17 protein-coding genes and 2 pseudogenes are annotated in these 18000 nt (G+C 48.1%); all 19 read right to left on the bottom strand.

Going from position 1 to position 18000, the window contains the following annotated elements; translation table 11 throughout:
• Positions 1-6: 6 nt before the first annotated feature.
• Positions 7-210 carry a transposon-transfer assisting family protein gene (locus ACSAMP_RS01060; RefSeq protein WP_015564218.1) on the bottom strand — a complete coding sequence of 68 codons (204 nt, stop codon included), beginning with the start codon at positions 208-210 and terminating at the stop codon, positions 7-9.
• Positions 210-806: a YodL domain-containing protein gene (locus tag ACSAMP_RS01055; RefSeq protein WP_002304389.1), complete on the bottom strand. Its 597-nt coding sequence runs from the start codon at positions 804-806 to the stop codon at positions 210-212. The genes ACSAMP_RS01060 and ACSAMP_RS01055 overlap by 1 nt, the downstream gene beginning before the upstream one ends.
• A gap of 13 nt (positions 807-819) precedes the next feature.
• Positions 820-1665 carry an LPD16 domain-containing protein gene (locus ACSAMP_RS01050; RefSeq protein ID WP_002304387.1) on the bottom strand — a complete coding sequence of 282 codons (846 nt, stop codon included), beginning with the start codon at positions 1663-1665 and terminating at the stop codon, positions 820-822.
• Positions 1662-3737 (bottom strand): DNA topoisomerase 3, encoded by a 2076-nt coding sequence (locus ACSAMP_RS01045; protein ID WP_002578949.1) that lies wholly within the window; start codon positions 3735-3737, stop codon positions 1662-1664. Before ACSAMP_RS01045 ends, ACSAMP_RS01050 begins: the two co-directional genes overlap by 4 nt.
• A gap of 92 nt (positions 3738-3829) precedes the next feature.
• Complete coding sequence (locus ACSAMP_RS01040; RefSeq protein ID WP_457799222.1) at positions 3830-4675, bottom strand: IS3 family transposase; 846 nt, start codon at positions 4673-4675, stop codon at positions 3830-3832.
• On the bottom strand, positions 4669-5022 hold the full coding sequence (locus ACSAMP_RS01035; protein ID WP_457799214.1) for a transposase: 354 nt from the start codon (positions 5020-5022) through the stop codon (positions 4669-4671). The genes ACSAMP_RS01040 and ACSAMP_RS01035 overlap by 7 nt, the downstream gene beginning before the upstream one ends.
• Positions 5023-5217: 195 nt before the next feature.
• Positions 5218-6450, bottom strand: coding sequence for an ATP-binding protein (locus ACSAMP_RS01030; RefSeq protein WP_002304383.1), 1233 nt, complete (start codon positions 6448-6450; stop codon positions 5218-5220).
• Between the two features lie 151 nt (positions 6451-6601).
• A complete protein-coding gene (locus tag ACSAMP_RS01025; protein WP_002578950.1) occupies positions 6602-7285 on the bottom strand; it encodes a DUF4366 domain-containing protein in 684 nt (227 codons plus the stop codon).
• The gene (locus ACSAMP_RS01020; RefSeq protein WP_002304378.1) at positions 7275-7532 is read right to left on the bottom strand and encodes a DUF4315 family protein; all 258 of its coding nucleotides are present in this window, start codon (positions 7530-7532) and stop codon (positions 7275-7277) included. The genes ACSAMP_RS01025 and ACSAMP_RS01020 overlap by 11 nt, the downstream gene beginning before the upstream one ends.
• Positions 7533-7546: 14 nt before the next feature.
• Positions 7547-9283, bottom strand: coding sequence for a C40 family peptidase (locus ACSAMP_RS01015; protein WP_002304377.1), 1737 nt, complete (start codon positions 9281-9283; stop codon positions 7547-7549).
• 3 nt (positions 9284-9286) lie between these two features.
• Entirely contained in the window at positions 9287-11674 is a 2388-nt protein-coding gene (locus tag ACSAMP_RS01010; RefSeq protein ID WP_002588967.1) for a VirB4-like conjugal transfer ATPase, CD1110 family, read from the bottom strand.
• A complete protein-coding gene (locus ACSAMP_RS01005; protein ID WP_002304375.1) occupies positions 11634-12068 on the bottom strand; it encodes a PrgI family protein in 435 nt (144 codons plus the stop codon). The genes ACSAMP_RS01010 and ACSAMP_RS01005 overlap by 41 nt, the downstream gene beginning before the upstream one ends.
• Before the next feature lie 17 nt (positions 12069-12085).
• Complete coding sequence (locus ACSAMP_RS01000) at positions 12086-12952, bottom strand: VirB6/TrbL-like conjugal transfer protein, CD1112 family (protein WP_002304374.1); 867 nt, start codon at positions 12950-12952, stop codon at positions 12086-12088.
• A gap of 25 nt (positions 12953-12977) precedes the next feature.
• Positions 12978-13061 (bottom strand): annotated as a pseudogene (locus ACSAMP_RS00995) (Maff2 family mobile element protein); the annotation flags it as partial.
• A 90-nt stretch (positions 13062-13151) separates the two neighbouring features.
• Positions 13152-14822 carry a recombinase family protein gene (locus ACSAMP_RS00990; RefSeq protein ID WP_004798072.1) on the bottom strand — a complete coding sequence of 557 codons (1671 nt, stop codon included), beginning with the start codon at positions 14820-14822 and terminating at the stop codon, positions 13152-13154.
• A complete protein-coding gene (locus tag ACSAMP_RS00985; protein WP_131970605.1) occupies positions 14823-15020 on the bottom strand; it encodes a hypothetical protein in 198 nt (65 codons plus the stop codon).
• A 241-nt stretch (positions 15021-15261) separates the two neighbouring features.
• The gene (locus ACSAMP_RS00980; protein WP_117452251.1) at positions 15262-16599 is read right to left on the bottom strand and encodes a virulence-associated E family protein; all 1338 of its coding nucleotides are present in this window, start codon (positions 16597-16599) and stop codon (positions 15262-15264) included.
• Entirely contained in the window at positions 16568-17212 is a 645-nt protein-coding gene (locus ACSAMP_RS00975; protein WP_457799225.1) for a CHC2 zinc finger domain-containing protein, read from the bottom strand. The genes ACSAMP_RS00980 and ACSAMP_RS00975 overlap by 32 nt, the downstream gene beginning before the upstream one ends.
• 65 nt (positions 17213-17277) lie before the next feature.
• Positions 17278-18000 (bottom strand): annotated as a pseudogene (locus ACSAMP_RS00970) (MobQ family relaxase); the annotation flags it as partial.

Here is an 18000-nt window from a genome sequence, read left to right as displayed (position 1 = left end):
ATCCTATCAATCCGGATAAAGGTTCAGCTTCTCAAAGGCGGCATCGTCCATGGCTGAAACTTTACGGAGAACCGAGTCTGCCAAAGCAAAAAGCTCTGACTCGTCCTCCGAAAGCTGTTCCTTCATCAGTGTCAGTGCTTCACACAGCCCTGACCTTGTGCCAGGGCTGTAAAGCATCATCATGTTCCGCTCATCCTGTGTGAAATCCATCATTCAATCTCCCTTTCCGGGTGGCTCTTGGGCGGCTTATGGGAAACATCCGGCACGGGCTTTTCCTTTAACTGCTCCAACACCGAAGGACGTTCCTCTAATCCGGACGCTTTTCCGTTATTGATGATACCGTCAATCATCCCATAATCATCTTCCATTGCCATCTCTGCGTTTTTCAGGTAGTTTTCGGACTTCATAAAGTTTTCCAGCTTCTGAAACCCAACAGAATCTACATAGTGAAAGGATACCTCACCGACTACCTTTAAGGCTACGATGTCGCTGACCGACATACTGTGACCACGGAAATCATCCGGGTGGTCAATATTGAACTTTACATACAAATCTTCCAGCTGCCGATTCACATCCTCGGACATAGAAATGGAGCCATGATAGACCACCTCGTAACGGTCAATCTCAGGCTCCATTTCTTTCTTCTGAAGGTAGCTGTAATTTGCAAACATGAGCGGGATATTATCGTCTACATCTTCCCGCAGCTGAAGAATCGCATAGGAATCCGTGGGGCTTTCCAGAAAAGCAACCATTCTGTCATCCGGGGTGGTATTTCCGTGAACATCATCCCATTTTTCGTTTTTCATATCCGTGTCCTCCTTATCGTTCAGGCTCTTTGCGTTTGGGAGAGGGACTGGCAGGCGCAGCTTTTTCTGCGGCCTGTGCCAGTTTTTCCATGACCGACTCACGCTTCGGAGAGTCGAGCTTATCCAGCTGACTTTTCAGCACTTTGGCAACCTCAACCGCAGTTTCCTCACGGGCTTCTTCAATGGCTGTATTCAGGAACTCACGATACGGAGCCGTATTACCAGCGGCAAGATCTGCCTTGATTTCTTGGATATGCGCCTGCACATCATCGACCTGATCCATATATTCATAGGGGTCGAAGTTCTCTGCAAAACGGTCGAGCTTAAAAGCAAGCTCAGCGATAGGGTCATTGACCACCACCGCCTGTCTGCCGACTTCAAAAGCCTGCTCCATGACATCCTCATAGAACATTGCCCGCAGTTCCCGGCGCTCCAGCCCGAAGGATTCCAGAATATCCCGGCGGACTTCGAGCATGGACAGTTCAGGGTTATCAACCTGACCGCCATCAATCTCGTTGTAGTTTTCATCCAACAGGGTGTAGTCGTAACCATCTTCGCAGGTCTGCACCGCAAGGATTCTATCCTTTCCGACCTTCCATGCGGCTTCATCGCCCATAATCTCAGGCTCCGGCATATAGCTTGCGCCGTTGCGCTCCATAATTTCTGCAAACTGGCAGATATGAAACACATTGTATCCGATCTGCGTATGATACTCGTCAATGAAGGTGCAGGGCTTCACAACCATTTCATCCGGGTAGTGAATCTGCACACAGCTGCCATCGGGGATATGAAACAAATCCTTATAATGGCTGTCGATAAATCGGATTTCCTTACCATCCGGGTTGTACTCATTTGTCATTTGCGCTTTCCTCCATTTTCAAATTCCATACTGAACTTCGTTTTGCCATCATCTGATACCTCCATAAAGACGGTGGCATCAAAGGTGTTGCCCGTTCTTTCGGACTTGCAATTCTTGAGCTTTACCTTGCCGGAACCAAGCAATTTCTGCGCCGTGGCAGAAGTCATGCTCTTGCCGATGCTCGCAAAGTAGCGATTGTTTTTCCAGAGGGCAAATTTGCAAGCTCTGTTGGAACAGAAAAATGCCTTGGCTTTGTCCTCTACAGCACTGCCGCAGAGCGGGCATTTGCCGATAGAATTGGCTTCTTTCGACATCATAACCTCGGAATCACGGATTACTTCATAGTTCTGAATCAGACCGGCAATCACATCTTTGATCTCGTCCATAAAGTCCTCGCTGGCATATTCGCCTTTCTCAATGAGCAACAATTTTTCTTCCCAATCCGCCGTCATGGATGGGGACTGAATCTGTTCCGGCATGACTGTTACCAGAGCCGTACCCTTGTGGGTCGGAATCAGGTGTTTGGTTTTCTTATCACCCTTACGCTCCAGAAAACCGATGCGAACCAGCTTCTCAATGATACCGGCACGGGTCGCAGGCGTTCCCAAACCTTTGCGCTCCACCTCATCAGGCATTTCGTCCGCACCGGCAGTTTCCATAGCAGAAAGCAGAGTATCCTCGGTAAAGTGTTTAGGGGGAGATGTTTTCCCTTCCTTGATTTCCGTGCCGCTGACGGTCATTTCGTCACCAACGGAAACAGAAGGGAGTGTCTGCACGTTTTCGTCGGATTTTGTCGAATCATTTTTCTGAACCAGAGCTTTCCATCCATCCTGCACAACAGTTTTGCCTTTGGTGGAAAACACGGTACCGCCACAGTCCAGCTCAATAACTGTCTCTGCGTATCGGTGCGGATCGCCAACAGCTACGCACAACCGATTCGAGATCAGTTGCAAAATTGCAAGTTCACCCTTGGGAAGTTCGCTCAGATTGCATTTCTGCAATTCTCTGGTCGGAATGATGGCATGGTGATCTGTGACCTTTTTGTTATTCACAACCTGCTCTGCATGAACTGGTATGTTATCCACATCCTCCACGGGGAATGTGTGGAAAGCCAGCTTTACGAGGTCGGTCAGGCTATGTGCCATATCTTCCGTCAGAAACCTGCTGTCGGTACGGGGATAAGTGACCAGTTTCTTTTCATAGAGGTTCTGCGTGTAGTCCAAGGTCTGCTGTGCCGTGTAGCCAAGCACACGGTTGGCTTCTCTCTGTAAACTGGTCAGGTCATAGAGCGCAGGCGGCTTTTCTGTTTTCTCCTTACATTCAGCTTTCTGAACGATTGCCACCGAACAGCTTTGTTTGACAGCTTCGGCTGCTGCCTTGGTTTTGAAGCGTTCGCTTGCAGCCGTAAAACCATCCAATCCAATCTGAACTGTGTAGAACAGTTCAGGCTTGAATGCGGAAATGGCAGCTTCTCGCATAACAGCCATAGCAAGGGTAGGGGTCATAACACGACCAACATTCAGGGTCTGCCCGTAAAGGGTCGAAAAAAGTCGAGTAGCGTTAATACCAACAATCCAGTCGGCTCGTTCTCGACACAGTGCTGCTTCATACAAAGCATCATATTCCGTTCCAGACCTGAGATTTTCAAAGCCCTCCTTGATTGCTACATCTTCCATCGAGGAAATCCAAAGCCGCTCAAACGGCTTTCTGCACCCGGCTTTGTGGTACACCAACCGAAAGATCAGCTCGCCCTCACGACCGGCATCTGTTGCACACACAAGACTCGCAACATCTTCTCTGGCCATGAGCTTTTTCAGAATCCCAAACTGTTTTTTCGTACCGGCAGAAACCTCATACTGCCAGTCCATCGGGAAGATAGGAAGGTCTGCATAAGCCCATTTGCTGTACTTCGCATCATAGACTTCCGGCTGTGCCAGCTCCACCAAATGCCCTACACACCAGCTGACCACATATCCGTTTCCCTCTAAGTAGCCATCCTCACGCTTGGCAGCACCTAACACTTTGGCAATACTCTGTGCAACCGAAGGCTTTTCAGCCAAAACTAATTTCATTTGCATCTGCTCCTTTCACAAAAAAATAAGCAGCCACACACCGTAGTGAAGTGACCCCCAAAAGTTAGACAATATTTTGAAGTAAAAATTGTTCAAGCAGCCGAAAGGGCTTGCTGTCTGTGAATTGCAGGCGGCAAGCCCTTTAGCTTTGCCTTGATGCGGCGGTTGTTGTAGTAATCCAGATATTCGATCAGTTCCAGTTTGAAGTGTTCCATGGAGCGGAACTCCTGCAAATACAGCAGTTCACTTTTGAGTAAGCCGAAGAAATTCTCTATCACGGCGTTGTCCAGACAGTTTCCTTTCCGGCTCATGCTCTGGCGAACACCTTTCTCCCGGAGCATCTGTTGGTATTGTTTGTGTTGGTACTGCCAGCCCTGGTCAGAATGGAGAATCAGGTTTGTTCCGGCCGGGATCTTTGCAAACGCCTCGTCCAGCATGGTGGTTACCATGCTGAGTACAGGACGATCCGATATGGTGTAACTGACCAGATCGCTGCTGCACAGATCGAGAATCGGGGACAGATAGAGCTTCTCTCCAAACAGGCTGAACTCCGTCACATCCGTGACCCATTTCTGATTCGGCTTTTCGACATGAAAATCCCGATTTAGCAAATTTGGTGCAATTTTGCCTACTTCTCCCTTGTAGGAACGATATTTTTTCATCCTGACACGACAAACTAAGCCCAGCTTCTTCATGAGCCGCTGGACAGTCTTGTGGTTCACAGAGAATTTACGCTTGCGAAGTTCTGCCGTGATCCGGCGATAGCCGTACCGGCCCCTGTTTTCGTGGTAAATTGCTGCGATTTCTTCCTTAACAGATGCATATTTGTCTTCTCTCTGCATCTGCTTCAAATGATAGTAGAAAGTTGCACGGGGCAGCTGAGCGATTGAGAGCAGAATACTGAGTGCGTGTTTTTGCCTTAGCTTCTGAACTACCAGCGTTTTCTGCGCTGGCGTCGCTCGTCTTCCAAAACCAAGGCTTGCAAGTTTTTTAGGTAATCGTTCTCCGCACGCAGTCGCTGCACTTCGGCTAGCAGATCTTCTTCCACCTGCTTCGGCAGCTGCTTTGGCGGACGACCCTTACTGCTGCGGCCACGCCGTTCGATGGCTAACCCTTCCGGCCCTTCTTCCAGGTAGATTCGCTCCCATGATTTGATTCGATCTCTACTGTTTACCTCAAATCTACGGCAGGTTTCGCTGTAACTCAATTTCTCTTTCTGCATGGTTTCAATCACCAGTTTTTTGAATTCCGGCGTATATCGTTTGTTTGGTACTCCTTTTGGCATAGCAAAACACCCCACTTGTTAGATAGTATACCATACTGTCTAACAAATGGGGTGCAGTTCATAGTGCATGACTGCTATGTAAAAAGTTCGGAAAGGATTTTTGCAACCTGATACAATTTTCTGTTCTACAATCTCCGTCATAATAAAAATATCTCCATCATTTCAAAAGAGAATGACGGAGATATTTCACCTTGCTTATTCTTGTAGCAACCAATCGGCTATATCGTGAATTTCGATTCCTTCATAGCTATATTGGGGATGTTTGGTTCTGGCAATAATCATTTTCGGATAAGCGTCTCGAATCTGAAGCAGAGGAGAGCATTCTCTCTCAAATGTTTCCTGCCCGGAAATGTTGTCGCTGACCTGAATATAAATCTTTTCGCTACCTCTCTGAGCAACAAAGTCGATTTCCTTTTGATAGAGCTTGCCGACATAGACATCATATCCACGGCGAAGAAGCTCGATACAAACAACGTTTTCATATACTCTGCCATAGTCTATATTTCTGCTTCCCAGTATTGCATATCGAATACCGCTGTCACACAAATAGAACTTTTCAGAGCTTTCAAGGTATTTCTTACCTCGGATGTCATATCTCTTAATATCATAAAATACAAAAGCATTGCACAAATACTTAATGTACTTGCCGACGGTTACATGATTGGTTGGAGTCTCATTTGCTGTCAGTAGCTGACTGACCTTATTCGGAGAAGTCAGGTTGCTGATATTATCCATAAGGAACTCGCTCAGACGTTGTAAAACCAAAGTGTCCGGGAGAGTATATTTCTGTACCAAATCCCTTGTAACAATCGTTTCGTAGACCTCTTTGATATAGTTTGTTCTGTCTTTTTCGGTTCTATAAGCATAGGAACCTGCTAAACCGCCCTTGATAGCGTACTCATCAAAGAGCTTATCTTTGTCACTAATATCATCATAATACTGGCAATATTCCTGGAAGCTGAAAGGAAACACATGAATTTCAATATAGCGTCCGGTAAACAGAGTTGCCAGATCTGCACTCAACAGGAAAGCATTAGAGCCTGTTACATAGATGTCGTATTTTCCCTTAGAGTACAGGCTATTGATTGCCAACTCAAACTTGGGACACATCTGAACCTCGTCTACAAACAGGTAGTTCGTTTTTCCTTCCTGATAATGTTCTTCCACATAGGCGTGTAAGGCATGGTATTCCTTGATTTCTTCATACGCCAAATCCATGAAGTCGATGAAGATAATATTGATGTTTTCAAAATTGCTTTTCAGATACGCAATATACGCCTGCATCAATTTGGACTTACCAGATCGACGAATGCCCGTGATGATCTTGATGTCAGGAGTACCATTCAGTTCAATGATTCTATCGAGATATTTTGCTCTCGTGATTGTTTTCATATAGTCACCCGCTTTCAAAAATTGAAGTTTTTTCATTTCTCGAAACCGCTTCGCTGTACTTATTATACTGTCTGCTAATAGTATATGCAAGATGTCACTTTCAAAAACGCAAATTTTTTTATTTTTTGAAAGCGGAAACTATGTAAAGGCAACCCGAAGGCTGCCCCAGGCATCAAGCCTATCCTGTTTACACAGGTTCATTATCATCTTCATCGACGGAGCTATCTTCATCGTCGTCCTCAAACTCCGGATCGTACCCATAGTCCTCGTCATCGTCCACATAATCAGCATCTGGGTCAGGCTTTGCCGCTTCCTGTGCCTTCTTCTTTTCCTGGACTTTCTTAAATACGAAGAATCCACCACCACAGGCAAGCACAATCAGAGTAAGAATCGCCGGGAGCATATTTGTGGATTTCGGCTTTTCCTCCGGTGTCGGTTCTGTAATTTCAGGAACTGTTTCAACTACTTCCGGCTTTGTTTCCTCAACCGGCTTGGTGAACTCTGCAACTTCTTCCTCGTCCATCAGCTTGAGCAGGTCGGCTTCATCCACCTGATTCAGAAAATGCACGGTTTCCTCGCCCTTATCATCACGGTCAATGATGATATAGAAGTAGTTTCCGTTTTTGGTTACAGCGGTAATGAACTGCTTTCCGCTTTTCGTAGGCGAGCCAGCGTCATCAACCAAAGTCAGATTGCCGTCGGGAGTAAGCGGTAGCATCGGCTCCTCCGGCTCTGTTTCGGGAACTTTTTCTTCGACCGCAGGTTCTTCAGTCGCTACGCTTTCATCTACATAGGCAAATGCCGTTGTAGAAAACACGCCAAAACACATTGCACACGCCAGCAATGCGGCTCCAATTTTCTTAAATCTCATTCTGCGTTTCCTCCTCATTCATAGTATTGATCGTATCAGGCTTCGGAGCCATATCCGCAGCAAACATACGGAGCAGCTCGGAAAGCTGTTCGGGATTCAGGTTCGCAGCATGAACCATCTCATGGATTTCGGAATTTTCCTCCTCACGGTATCTGCGTTCCAGGTCTTTCACCTTAGCATCCCATTCTGCCCGTTTCTTACGGGCTTTTTCAAGGTCTGCACCTATTCTGTCTAACTTGGCACTCAATCGCCATCCCTCCTTTAGTTTCTGATTCTGCCGAAGCAGTAAAAATGCTGTTGCCAGTAATTCGATTCGATAGAAGCGTAGGAAATGGGGTTTCCGCAGTGGATCATCATACCATTGCCAACATAGATACCAACGTGTGATGCACCGGAGGTATCATAAGTGCCTTGGAAGAAAATCAAATCTCCCGGTTTGGCAGAGCTTTTCGGGATAATGTCGCATACGCCCATCAAACCGTTTGCGGTCAAACGACCAACACTCCAACCGTTTCCGCAGTGATTGATTACATAGGAAACAAATCCGGAGCAGTCAAAGGAGGTAGACGGGCTGCTGCCGCCCCACACATACGGGTATCCCAGATATTTTTCAGCTTCCCGAATCATATTGGCAAATCTTGTGTCTGTCAGCGCTTCGCCCGGAATATCATAATCGGTGTACTCGCCGCCAGGGGTGGCGTAAATGTCATTTCCGAAAATATCCGGTCTGTTGCCCCTTGTCTGAAGCAAAATTCTATATCGCTCCATATCATCTTCCGACAAGCCGGAATTTGAAATCACACTGTTCAAGCCCTTATTTCTGAGCTTCACATTCAGAATATAATATTCGTAATCTTCTTCCTCTGTTGTTGTCTCTCCCGTTTCGGGATCAGTAGAAGATGTTGTTCGTGTACGAATCTCTACTACTTCCGTCAGGGTCAGCTCATATTGTTGCTCAAATAGCCATTGCAGGGTAGCCTGCACCTCATCTCTGGTGTAATCCTCAAACTTCACCGTCAAATACGCCGCCAGCTCATAAGGATTGTGGTTGATTTCATCAAGGTCATACCGGTACTCGTCATATCCGCTATGAGTACGCTCGATATTATTGATTTTATTGCGGAGCGCAGCTTCCAAAGCCTTGTAATCATTGTCCGCACCAATAATATCTTCCTCTTTTGCAGTAAAAGAAGTTCCCAGAATGATCTGTGTGCCGCCTTGGAACATAGCCGAACAAGACGAGAACATCCCTGAGAGTATCATAAAAAGCAGTCCGGCAATCAAAACAAACAGAATCGTTTTAGAGTGTGTGGTGCAGAACTCCGTTACTCTTTCTGTGATGTTCTTGGCTCCCTGAGCTGCTTTGCCCGTTGCCTTGCCTGCACCCTTAGATGCAGAAGCCGTTGTCGAAGCGGTATTCTTACCGGCTTTGGCGGCAGCATATTCTTTCTTGATTGCCCTTTTCTGTTGCCAACGGGAAAAGGGATTGGAACCGGCATCGGGGTTGTCCTTTTTGAACTTCTCATACAGGGCATTTACATTTGCTTTATCTGACTTCTCAACCAGCTTTTCCGCCTTGTCGTAGGCTTTCAGCTTGTGACTGTAAACGGCATGATCGACGGTATAGACAGTGGATTCAACAGCCTTGGTCGTTTCCTGCACAGCCTGAACGCCGATATTATCATCCTCATATTCTGACACCGCCCGATGTGCTTTGGATGTGAGCGTGACTGCGGCACCACGGCTTGCCATGTGCTTTGCCACAGATGGGCGCTCGATTTCCGTAAACTCCGCTTTTTCAAAACGGAGCTTTGCTTTACGGGAACCGGCTGCATCTGTTTCCAGCTTTAGCTTCGGCTTTGCCTTTTTAGAAGCCAATTTGTCTGCCGCTTTTTCAGCCCTATCAACCGCCTTATCTGCACGGTCGGCAGCTTTCTTCACATGAGAATCTGCAAGGTCATCTTCGGTAAAACGGAGTCGTGTAGGTCTTTTCGCCATACATTACGCCTCCTTTTCCTGTGCCACCTCGTTTAACTTCGTGGTCATAATGCGATACAGTTCCAGATCTGTCGGGAATCGGTCAATGAACGGCAGAATCACATTGCCATAGAACAGAAGTCCTTCGCCCTCACCGGAGTTGGTTACATAGGACAGCTGATGCGGCGAAATGTTCAACCGCTGTGCCAGAATACTTCGGTCATCGCTTGCCTGATTCAGCATATAGATGAAATCAGAGTTTTCGAGGATGTTGGCAATCTCCGGGGAACGAAGCAGGTCTTTGACATTCTGAGTAATACCGGTCGGCAAGCCGCCCCATTTACGGAATCGCTTCCAGATTTCTACGGAATAGGTTGCCGTCTGTTCTTCCTTCAGAAGCAGATGGAACTCGTCAATATAATATCTGGTCGATTTACCGGCAGAACGGTTGGCAGTTACACGCCCCCAGACCTGATCCTGAACGATCAGCATACCGATTTTTTTCAGCTGATTGCCCAGCTCCTTAATGTCGAAGCACACCAGACGATTCTGAATATCCACATTGGTTCTGTTGTTAAACAGTTTCAGAGAACCCTTAACATAGATTTCCAAGGCGGTCGCTACATGGTGGGCTTCCTTTTCGTCCTGTTTCAGAAGGGCATCATACAAATCCTCAAGGATCGGCATATTCTCAGGGGCAGGATTGTCGAAATATCTCTGGTAAATCTGATGCACACAACGGTCGATAACCGTCTTTTCGATAGGCTGCAAGCCATCCTTACTGCCCATAATCAACTCACAGAGGGACAGGATAAAATCAGCTTTCAGTGCTACCGGGTTGTCATCCTCAGAGTAGTTCAGGTTGATGTCCATAGGGTTGATATAGTTGGTACTGGAGGAGCTGATTTTTACCACCTGACCATTGAACTTGTGAACCAGAGCCGCATATTCCGCTTCGGGGTCGCAGATGATAATATCGTCATCCGTAACCAGGAACGCATTGGTGATTTCACGCTTTGCGGAAAAGGATTTACCGGAACCGGGAGTACCCAGAATCAGTCCGTTGGGGTTCTTGAGCTTCTTTCTGTCCACCATGATAAGGTTGTTCGACAGAGCATTCAGCCCGTAATAGAGCGTTTCTCCACCATTCTGGAACAGCTCCTGCGTGGTGAAAGGCACAAAAATAGCCGTGGAACTGGTAGTCAGGCCACGACGAATCTCAATCAGGTTTTGTGCCAAAGGCAGGCTGCTCATCAGTCCGGATTCCTGCTGAAAATCCAAACGACGCAGATTGCAGTTATGCTTCTGGGCGATGCTCTGTGCCTGGAACACATTGTTCTCCAGTTCCTGCTCGGTGCGCCCGGTGTTCAGCACCAGAAATGTCACCATGAACATTCGCTCATTCTGGCTCTGCAATTCTTTCAGAAGTGACTTCGCATCTTTACCATAGGTAGCAAGGTCAGATGGGATAATGTCCATGTCATAGCCAGAACGCACAGCCTTTTTCTGTTCCTCGATTTTGGAACGGTCAAGCTCGGTGATGATTCTCTTGATGGTCTTAATCGCCGCAGTCTGGTCAACCGACTGGATGTGCATGGTCACGATCTGCGTGGATTCCATATCCAGAAAATCCGCCAGCATACGATCAGACAGGTCTGATGCCGTAATTGCCAGATAAGACATCGAACCGAAGATACTGCCCATCTGGAAGGTGCGGTTGGTCTTAAAGGCAAACGCCGTCGGAGCAATGAAGTCCTTTACGGACAGCCCGGATTCCACAAGATACTTCCAATCGAAGAAGAACTTATCATTATCACCCATGTGGAACATAGAGTGCATCAGATGCAGCCGCTCTTTGCCGTTCATGGTAGTGGCAATGACACCCAAACGCCGAAAGTTATTGAGCAGATCGTTTTCGATATGGTTGAGTCTCGGCTTTGCCTGCCGCATGGATTCGGCTTCAATGCCGAATGTCAGGTACTTGGTTTTGGTCAAGCCGTTGTTGCCCTGCGCCAACTGCTTTTTCAGCATCTGGCTATACTCGGCACGGACGGGATTGAAGCTGTCCTTCTTGAACGGGATACGGATACTCTTTTCAAAGCTTTCAGCATCGGTACTCAGGTTCATAAAGGAAAGCTCAAAGTGAATGGAGCTGTCAAAGAAATTCAGGAAACTGCACCACTCATCGAAGATGGCAGTCTTATCTTCCTGCTGTGCCAGCTGATAGTTGATGTCCTGAAACTGAATGGTCTTGGTGTAATAACTGTCAGTGACACGGCAGATGCCATCCGGGAACATTCTCTGAAAGGGAATGGACTGCTGTGCAGTCTGCGGAATACCGTTGTCCTTCTTTGCCCGTTCCACAACAGCTTTAATTTCTCGCTGCTGCTTCCGATTCAGATTTGCAGGCATTTTGATGTTTCTTGCCTGTGGCTTCTTTTTGAAAAACAATTCGTTCAACCTCCTTTTCCAGTTTGTACTGACGCATCAAAGCGTCATAATAGTTGTCCGTCTGATAAGGGCGAACCTTGGGACGAACGAATTTGGTCTGAATGAAGTGTTCTACAACCACTTCCAACGGCTGACTATCCTTTTCATACATTGCCAGAAAGAACAACGGTAACATGACGATCATCATGGACAGTGCTGCAAGGCTCACATTTCCGGTTGCTTTGACCAGAAAGAAAATCGGCACTCCGATGAGCGCCGCCGCACCAAAGCAAAGTAACTGCCGTTTCGTCAGATTGAAGAACACTTTTGTTTTTACCCTCGTCAGGTCACGAGGTACGGGAATATACGCTGCCAAACAATTTCCTCCTTCCCTTAGTGAGCGCTGAATACACCCTTCGCAAGCGAACCAGTCTTAAACAGGGTGAAGCACAAAAGGACGGTGTAGCCCATAACACCCCAGATAGAACCGATGATGTCATCACTGAATGCGATAGACTGAATCAGCACCGCATAAATGCCCACGCAGATCATAATCAGGAATCCCTGGAATCCGATTGCAAACAGCGAACGCAGATAATTCTGTCCGATATTGCTCTGTTCTCTGTTTCCAAAAGTGGAAAGCGGAATCGGGGCAAGGCTGACCATCAGATAAATTTCAATCATTCGACCGTAGACGATCACAAAGATGATGATTGCCAAAGCGGACATCGTGACCTGCACGATAAAGGATTGCAGGAACAAGCCGAGCAAAGGACCCAAATCCATTGCCATCAGCGTTTCTTCCATTGTTTCCAATGCCGAAGCATCTATGGCAGTATTTCCGGATATGATACCGGCGCTTGCGTTTATAACGTGCTGTGTCACATCAAACACAGCCATCGTGATATTGAATGTGTTTGTGATTAACATGACCGCAACAAAAGTCTTGAACACCCATTTGAAGAAGATCCAGGTTTCAAAATTTGCCAGATTGTTGTGGTCAATAATCATCTGAATTAGCTCATAACAGGCAATGAAGGTCAGAATCAAGCCTGCGATTGGGATAATCACTGACTCGGAGATGTTTCGTACCATGGCAAAGACACCCGGCGAAAAATTCGCCGGGGTCATGCCAACGGAGGTTGCTATCTCGCCAACCTGGTTGTTGACGGACTCAAACATCCCCGACAGATTTCCCATAATAGCTGAAACGAGCATTTCTTTCAGCCAGTCTGTGATCTGTTGGAGTATGCTGTCCAAAGGCGATTACCTCCTTGTTTTGTGATTAACCGAACAGTCCGGAGAGCAGAGGTACAAGGGTGGTGCCGATGAGGGCAACACCGCCGCCAGCCATGAGCTGTTTTATACCCAATTAGGTGTAAAACTCTGCTCGATGGCGGGCGGCGGCGTACAAAAAATCTATATGGTGTTTTTAAGAGAACCGTCCCGGCGGGACAGGTCAGGCAGTGACCTGTTCCACCTCTGGGATGGGTTTGAGATTAAAATGAATTTCGATAGAAATGTGTCTTGTTTTATCTTCGTCAATGCGCTCATGCACGACGATTTCTTTGATTAAGCGGTTGAGGGTGGCTGCGTCCAGCTCTGTGATATTGGCGTATTCCTGAATGGCTTCCACCCATTGTTTTGCGTCATTGGCAAGCTGGACTTCATCGGACAGCCGCTTTCTGCCCTCGGACACTTTTGCTTTAAGCTCCGCTTGCTCGGTCTGTGTCTTTTCCAGCATGGTGTTGAAATTCTGTTCACTGATACGCCCTGCAATCATATCCTCATAAAGCCGCATTACCATTTTGTCCAGAACCTCAATCCGTTCCTCGTCCCTTGTGAGGGAGCGTTCCATTGCTTCCCGCTGTTCCCGCTGCTCGGCTTCACAGGTATTGGTCAAGCGGTCGGCAACCGCTTCCCCGTCCATCAGGGCGGCTCTGGCACATTCCCTGATTTTCCGCAGCACATGGCTGTAAAGGGTGTCATAATCAATCCGGTGCTGGGTGCAGTGGTTCTTTCCAAAGGCGTTGTAGGTCTTGCAGGAATAAATCTGCTGGGGATGTTTTGCGTTTGTGTAGCGTACCGTCAGCGACTTCCCACACTCGCCGCATTTTATCAATCCGGCAAACAGGCTGATTTCATTAGTCTGTCCCGGACGCTGGCGGGATTTCAGCTTGTTCTGCACAATGTCAAAGCTCATGCGGTCAATCAGCGGTTCATGCTGCCCCTCCACCACAATCCAGTCCTCCGGCTTCTTTTCCCCAATCGTGCCGATTTTGAAACGGTAGTCCTTTTTCTGGGAAGCAATCGCCCCGGTGTAGACGGGATTCATCAAAAGGTCTTTGATAACGGAGAAGTCCCACATATACCGCCCGTTTTCCGGGTCTTTCTTTTCCCATTTGGTGCGGGTATTGCGAAGCCCCCGTTCCCGGTTCCACCATGTGGGGCAGGGGATTTTTTCTTCCTCCAGCCGTCTGCGGATATAGTTCGGACCATGACCGTTCAGGGCATATCCGAAAATCAGCCGCACAATCGGGGCGGTTTCCTCGTCAATGAGCAGATGGTTTTTGTCCTCCGGGTCTTTCCGATACCCAAACGGGGCAAGACACCCGGTAAACTGTCCTTTCTGCGCTTTCAGAAGATAAGAGGAATGGACTTTCTTGGAAATATCCTTGCTGTACATCTCGTTCAGGATATTCTTGAACGGGGCAATATCGTTGTTATCCCGCAGGGTGTCGATACCGTCATTCATGGCGATATAGCGTACACCGTTTCTTGGGAAAAAGTCCTCAATCAAATGCCCGGTTTGCAGATAGTTCCGCCCAAGTCGGCTGAGGTCTTTCGTGATGACAAGGTTGATTTGTCTGCGCTCAATGGCTCTCAACATTCTCTGTAAATCAGGACGCTCCATATTAAGACCTGTGAAGCCATCGTCCTGATAGACTGCCACAACCTCCCATCCCTGCTTTTCGCAGTATTTTTCCAGCATATCACGCTGGTTTGCGATACTGGCACTTTCGCCTTGCAGGTCATCGTCCTTTGACAGCCTGCAATAGACCGCTGCACGATACCCTCCGGCAAGTGCCGAACCGATTGTTCTGTATTCCATTTCGTTCATCATAGCCATTTACCCACACAATCCAGACGGTATCTGGCTCTTTTGAACCTCATCTTCATTATAGCTCATATCTTTCTTTTCAGCAAGATATTCTTTCGTGTTTGTTTTGCCGTATTTCTGGGAAATCAGGCTGACGAATACATCGGTTGCGTCCAGTTCCCCGTCAAACACAGTAGTCACATGAATCTCTGTTTTGTTTTTTGCCATAGGCAGTTATCCTCCATACATGAAAATAGCCAGACAGAGGGTGTCGGCAACGAAGTCCGGCAACGGGCTTCAAAAGACCTTGCAAACAATCTCAATCTGGCGATGGTTACTATTTATACTTTTCTTTTATTTTTCTGTTGTTTTGGTTGTCATAGGGGAGAAAAGCCGATAGTTTCGGGATTTTCCCCGGCAACCGGCTCGGCAACGGGATAGCAACAGGGGATGCAACGGGCTGTCATTTTCAGAATGGAAGCTCCATCTGTTCTGTGACCTCCACAAAACCGTCCATCGTTTTTTCAGACGGGTTGCCGGAGTCCGTTGCCGGGTTTTCACGCTCCCAGCCCTTTTGTCTGCCATATTCTGAAAACATTCTTGGGTTCGGGAAGTACCGCCAGCGGTCAATGCACTGGTTCATAATCTCGTTGATTTCCCGGATTTCCCATTGCTTCGGTTCGTCAAAGGCATGGTTCAAGGCTTCCTTGTAGAGCTGCTTGGAACAGACCATGCTCCCGGTGTACTTATCAAGATACGCCTGTATCATTCCGGCTTTGGTGTCCTCCGGCATAAAATCCCGCTGGTGTTCTTTGAGATACCGCTGCATGGCGGGGCTGAAAGCCAGCTTGAACCTGCCGCTTCGGTAAATCTCCATCGCTTCCGCCCACATCTGCTCGATATAGGCTCTGGAAGCAGCTTCGTCCTCCAAAATGTGAACCTCGGCTTGCTCCGGGTACACCATGACGGGGATAAAGCGGCGGTTGCCGGAACGGTCAAGGGGCAGGAAGTCAAGGGCATTGGAAGTGCCACCAAACACGCACTGACGGGGGCGGTCTGCTGGGTGGGTTTCATAGGGTATCTTGTAAACCTCTTTCTGTCGGCTTAAAAATGACTTGATTTCCTCAATGCTCTTGGCGTTTGCGGTTGCCATCATTTCCGACATTTCGATAATCCAGTGACCTTGCAGCTTGCGGTACACATTGTCATCGTCCAGCTTCCGCAAATCATCGGAGAACCACTCGTCCCGGACTGCCAGCAGACGGAAGAAGGTGGACTTTCCAGCCCCCTGACCGCCTACCAGACAAAGCATGATTTCAAACTTGCACCCCGGCTGAAAGGCTCGTGAGATTGCACCCAGCAGGAACAGCTTCAACGCTTCATAGGTGTAATCGTCTGCGTCAGCCCCCAGAAAGTGCCGCAGACAGAAACGGATTCGTTCTGTCCCGTCCCACACAAGGGCACTTAGGTAGTCCCGGATGGGATGGTACTTGTTTTCATTCGCCACAATCCCGATGGCATTATCAATCTTTTTCTCATTGGTAAGCCCGTAGGTTTCTTCCAGATAAAGAAGCAGATACTTCATATCCGTATCGTTCAGGGCTGTGCTTTCCCTGTGGAAGCCGATGGGCTTTATGATGTCCTTGCGGTCGGTCAGGATGTTGTATGCGATAGCCCCGGAAAGCAGCGGGTCACGCTGGAATACGGTCAGGCAGTTCCGTATGCTCTGGCGGACACCGCCTTTCTCGGTGGTTTCCAGCCCCGCCTTGATTTCCTCAATGCTCTGGGGCGGCTGCATGGCGTTCATGGTGTTTTTTAGTTCTTGCTGCGTCTGCGGCTGCAAGCTCTGCCATTCGCTGTTCAAGCTGTATCACATCCTTTCCGTAGTCCGTAATCAAAGCCGCTTTTTCCTCTGTCTCCCCGAACAGCAGCACATCCAGCAGATATTCCACTTGGTCTTGCTTCTGTAAGGCTTCCACAAACCGGGGATGAAAGGCTTCCTCTGGGGAGTGCGGGGCATATTCCTTTCTCCATACCCGAAGCAGGTGGAGATAATCGGCAAGGATACGGAAGCAACGGTTTTTTGCTTCCTGAAACTGTTCCTCCGGGGATTTCTGCCGGGGCTTGGGCTTTTTTGCCTTTCCCGGCGGTTTCCAGTCCTCATAGGAAAGCCCGAAGTCCTGTGCCAGTTGTACGGCGGCTTCTTTCTTTCCCAGCCCATACAGGGCGGCGGCAAAATCAATCACATCCCCATCCGCACCGCAGCCGAAGCAGTGGTAACGCCGATCCAGCTTCATGCTTGGGGTTTTATCATTATGGAACGGGCAGCAAGCCATCCCGTTCCGACCTACATGGATTCCATAATGCTCCGCAGCCTGTCTTGTTGTGACGGACTGCTTCACAGCTTCAAATACATTCAAATCTATCCCTCCTTGAAAATAAGAAAAGCACCTGACATTCTCTGATTGAAAATGGCAAGTGCCTGTTAAAGTTCCATATCCTGTTGTCTGTGTTTCGTCTGTGCCGGGGCAGTTCTTTGTGCTTTTTTCTCGTCTGCCTTATCCTGCAAGACTTCTTTGATGGGCTGCTTCTTGGGCGGCTCTTTACTTTCCTCTGTGCCGGGTGTGGCTTTCCGTACCCAGTAGCGGATGTCCCGCAGCTTCTTCAAATCCTCCTGTACCTCGGTCAGTGGTACTTTCAGCTCTGCGATTTCTTCCAGAAGCTTTTCCTGCTCCTCTTGCAGCTCCTTTTGGGTACTGTCCTTATCGTCTGGGTGCTTGGCAAGGTAGGCGGCGGCTTTCGCATACCGGGCAACCTCCGGGTGTTCCTGTTTGAATTTCTCCTTTGTTTTCTTAAAAAATATCTTCTGGTACTTCTCATAGACAGGCTTACATTCCTTGCAGTCTGTCCGGCTGGCAAGAATCCCGTCAATCACTTTGCTGCGGGCTTCCTTTGGCTTCATCTGATTGCGGTAATCTGCGGCTGATTTCCCGGAAGATTCCAGAAATGCTTCTAAGTCCTCCACAGTGGAAAGCCCCTTTTGCCGGAGATAGGACAGGGCTTCGCTGACTGCCTTTAAGTCCTGTGAAGTCCCCCGGTTCTGTCCAGCCCTCGTCCAGTCCTTCCGTTCTTCCTTTCGTATCTCCATGTACTTCATCAGCAGATTGGGAAGAAGTGTCGCTTCCTCCGCCGCCTTTTGTGCAAGCAG

The sequence above is a fragment of the Flintibacter sp. SJQ-8 genome (assembly GCF_054108085.1).
This window is presented reverse-complemented; position numbering and strand designations above follow the sequence as displayed.

Bases quoted from the DNA above. Each gene is read 5' to 3' on its own strand.
- ACSAMP_RS01050 (WP_002304387.1), bottom strand. From the start codon at position 1,665: ATGACAAATGAGTACAACCCGGATGGTAAGGAAATCCGATTTATCGAC.
- ACSAMP_RS01035 (WP_457799214.1), bottom strand. From the start codon at position 5,022: ATGCCAAAAGGAGTACCAAACAAACGATATACGCCGGAATTCAAAAAA.
- ACSAMP_RS00980 (WP_117452251.1), bottom strand. From the start codon at position 16,599: ATGAACGCCATGCAGCCGCCCCAGAGCATTGAGGAAATCAAGGCGGGG.
- ACSAMP_RS01010 (WP_002588967.1), bottom strand. From the start codon at position 11,674: ATGCCTGCAAATCTGAATCGGAAGCAGCAGCGAGAAATTAAAGCTGTT.
- ACSAMP_RS01045 (WP_002578949.1), bottom strand. From the start codon at position 3,737: ATGAAATTAGTTTTGGCTGAAAAGCCTTCGGTTGCACAGAGTATTGCC.
- ACSAMP_RS00990 (WP_004798072.1), bottom strand. From the start codon at position 14,822: ATGGCTATGATGAACGAAATGGAATACAGAACAATCGGTTCGGCACTT.
- ACSAMP_RS01060 (WP_015564218.1), bottom strand. From the start codon at position 210: ATGGATTTCACACAGGATGAGCGGAACATGATGATGCTTTACAGCCCT.
- ACSAMP_RS01015 (WP_002304377.1), bottom strand. From the start codon at position 9,283: ATGGCGAAAAGACCTACACGACTCCGTTTTACCGAAGATGACCTTGCA.
- ACSAMP_RS01030 (WP_002304383.1), bottom strand. From the start codon at position 6,450: ATGAAAAAACTTCAATTTTTGAAAGCGGGTGACTATATGAAAACAATC.
- ACSAMP_RS01055 (WP_002304389.1), bottom strand. From the start codon at position 806: ATGAAAAACGAAAAATGGGATGATGTTCACGGAAATACCACCCCGGAT.
- ACSAMP_RS01025 (WP_002578950.1), bottom strand. From the start codon at position 7,285: ATGAGATTTAAGAAAATTGGAGCCGCATTGCTGGCGTGTGCAATGTGT.
- ACSAMP_RS00985 (WP_131970605.1), bottom strand. From the start codon at position 15,020: ATGGCAAAAAACAAAACAGAGATTCATGTGACTACTGTGTTTGACGGG.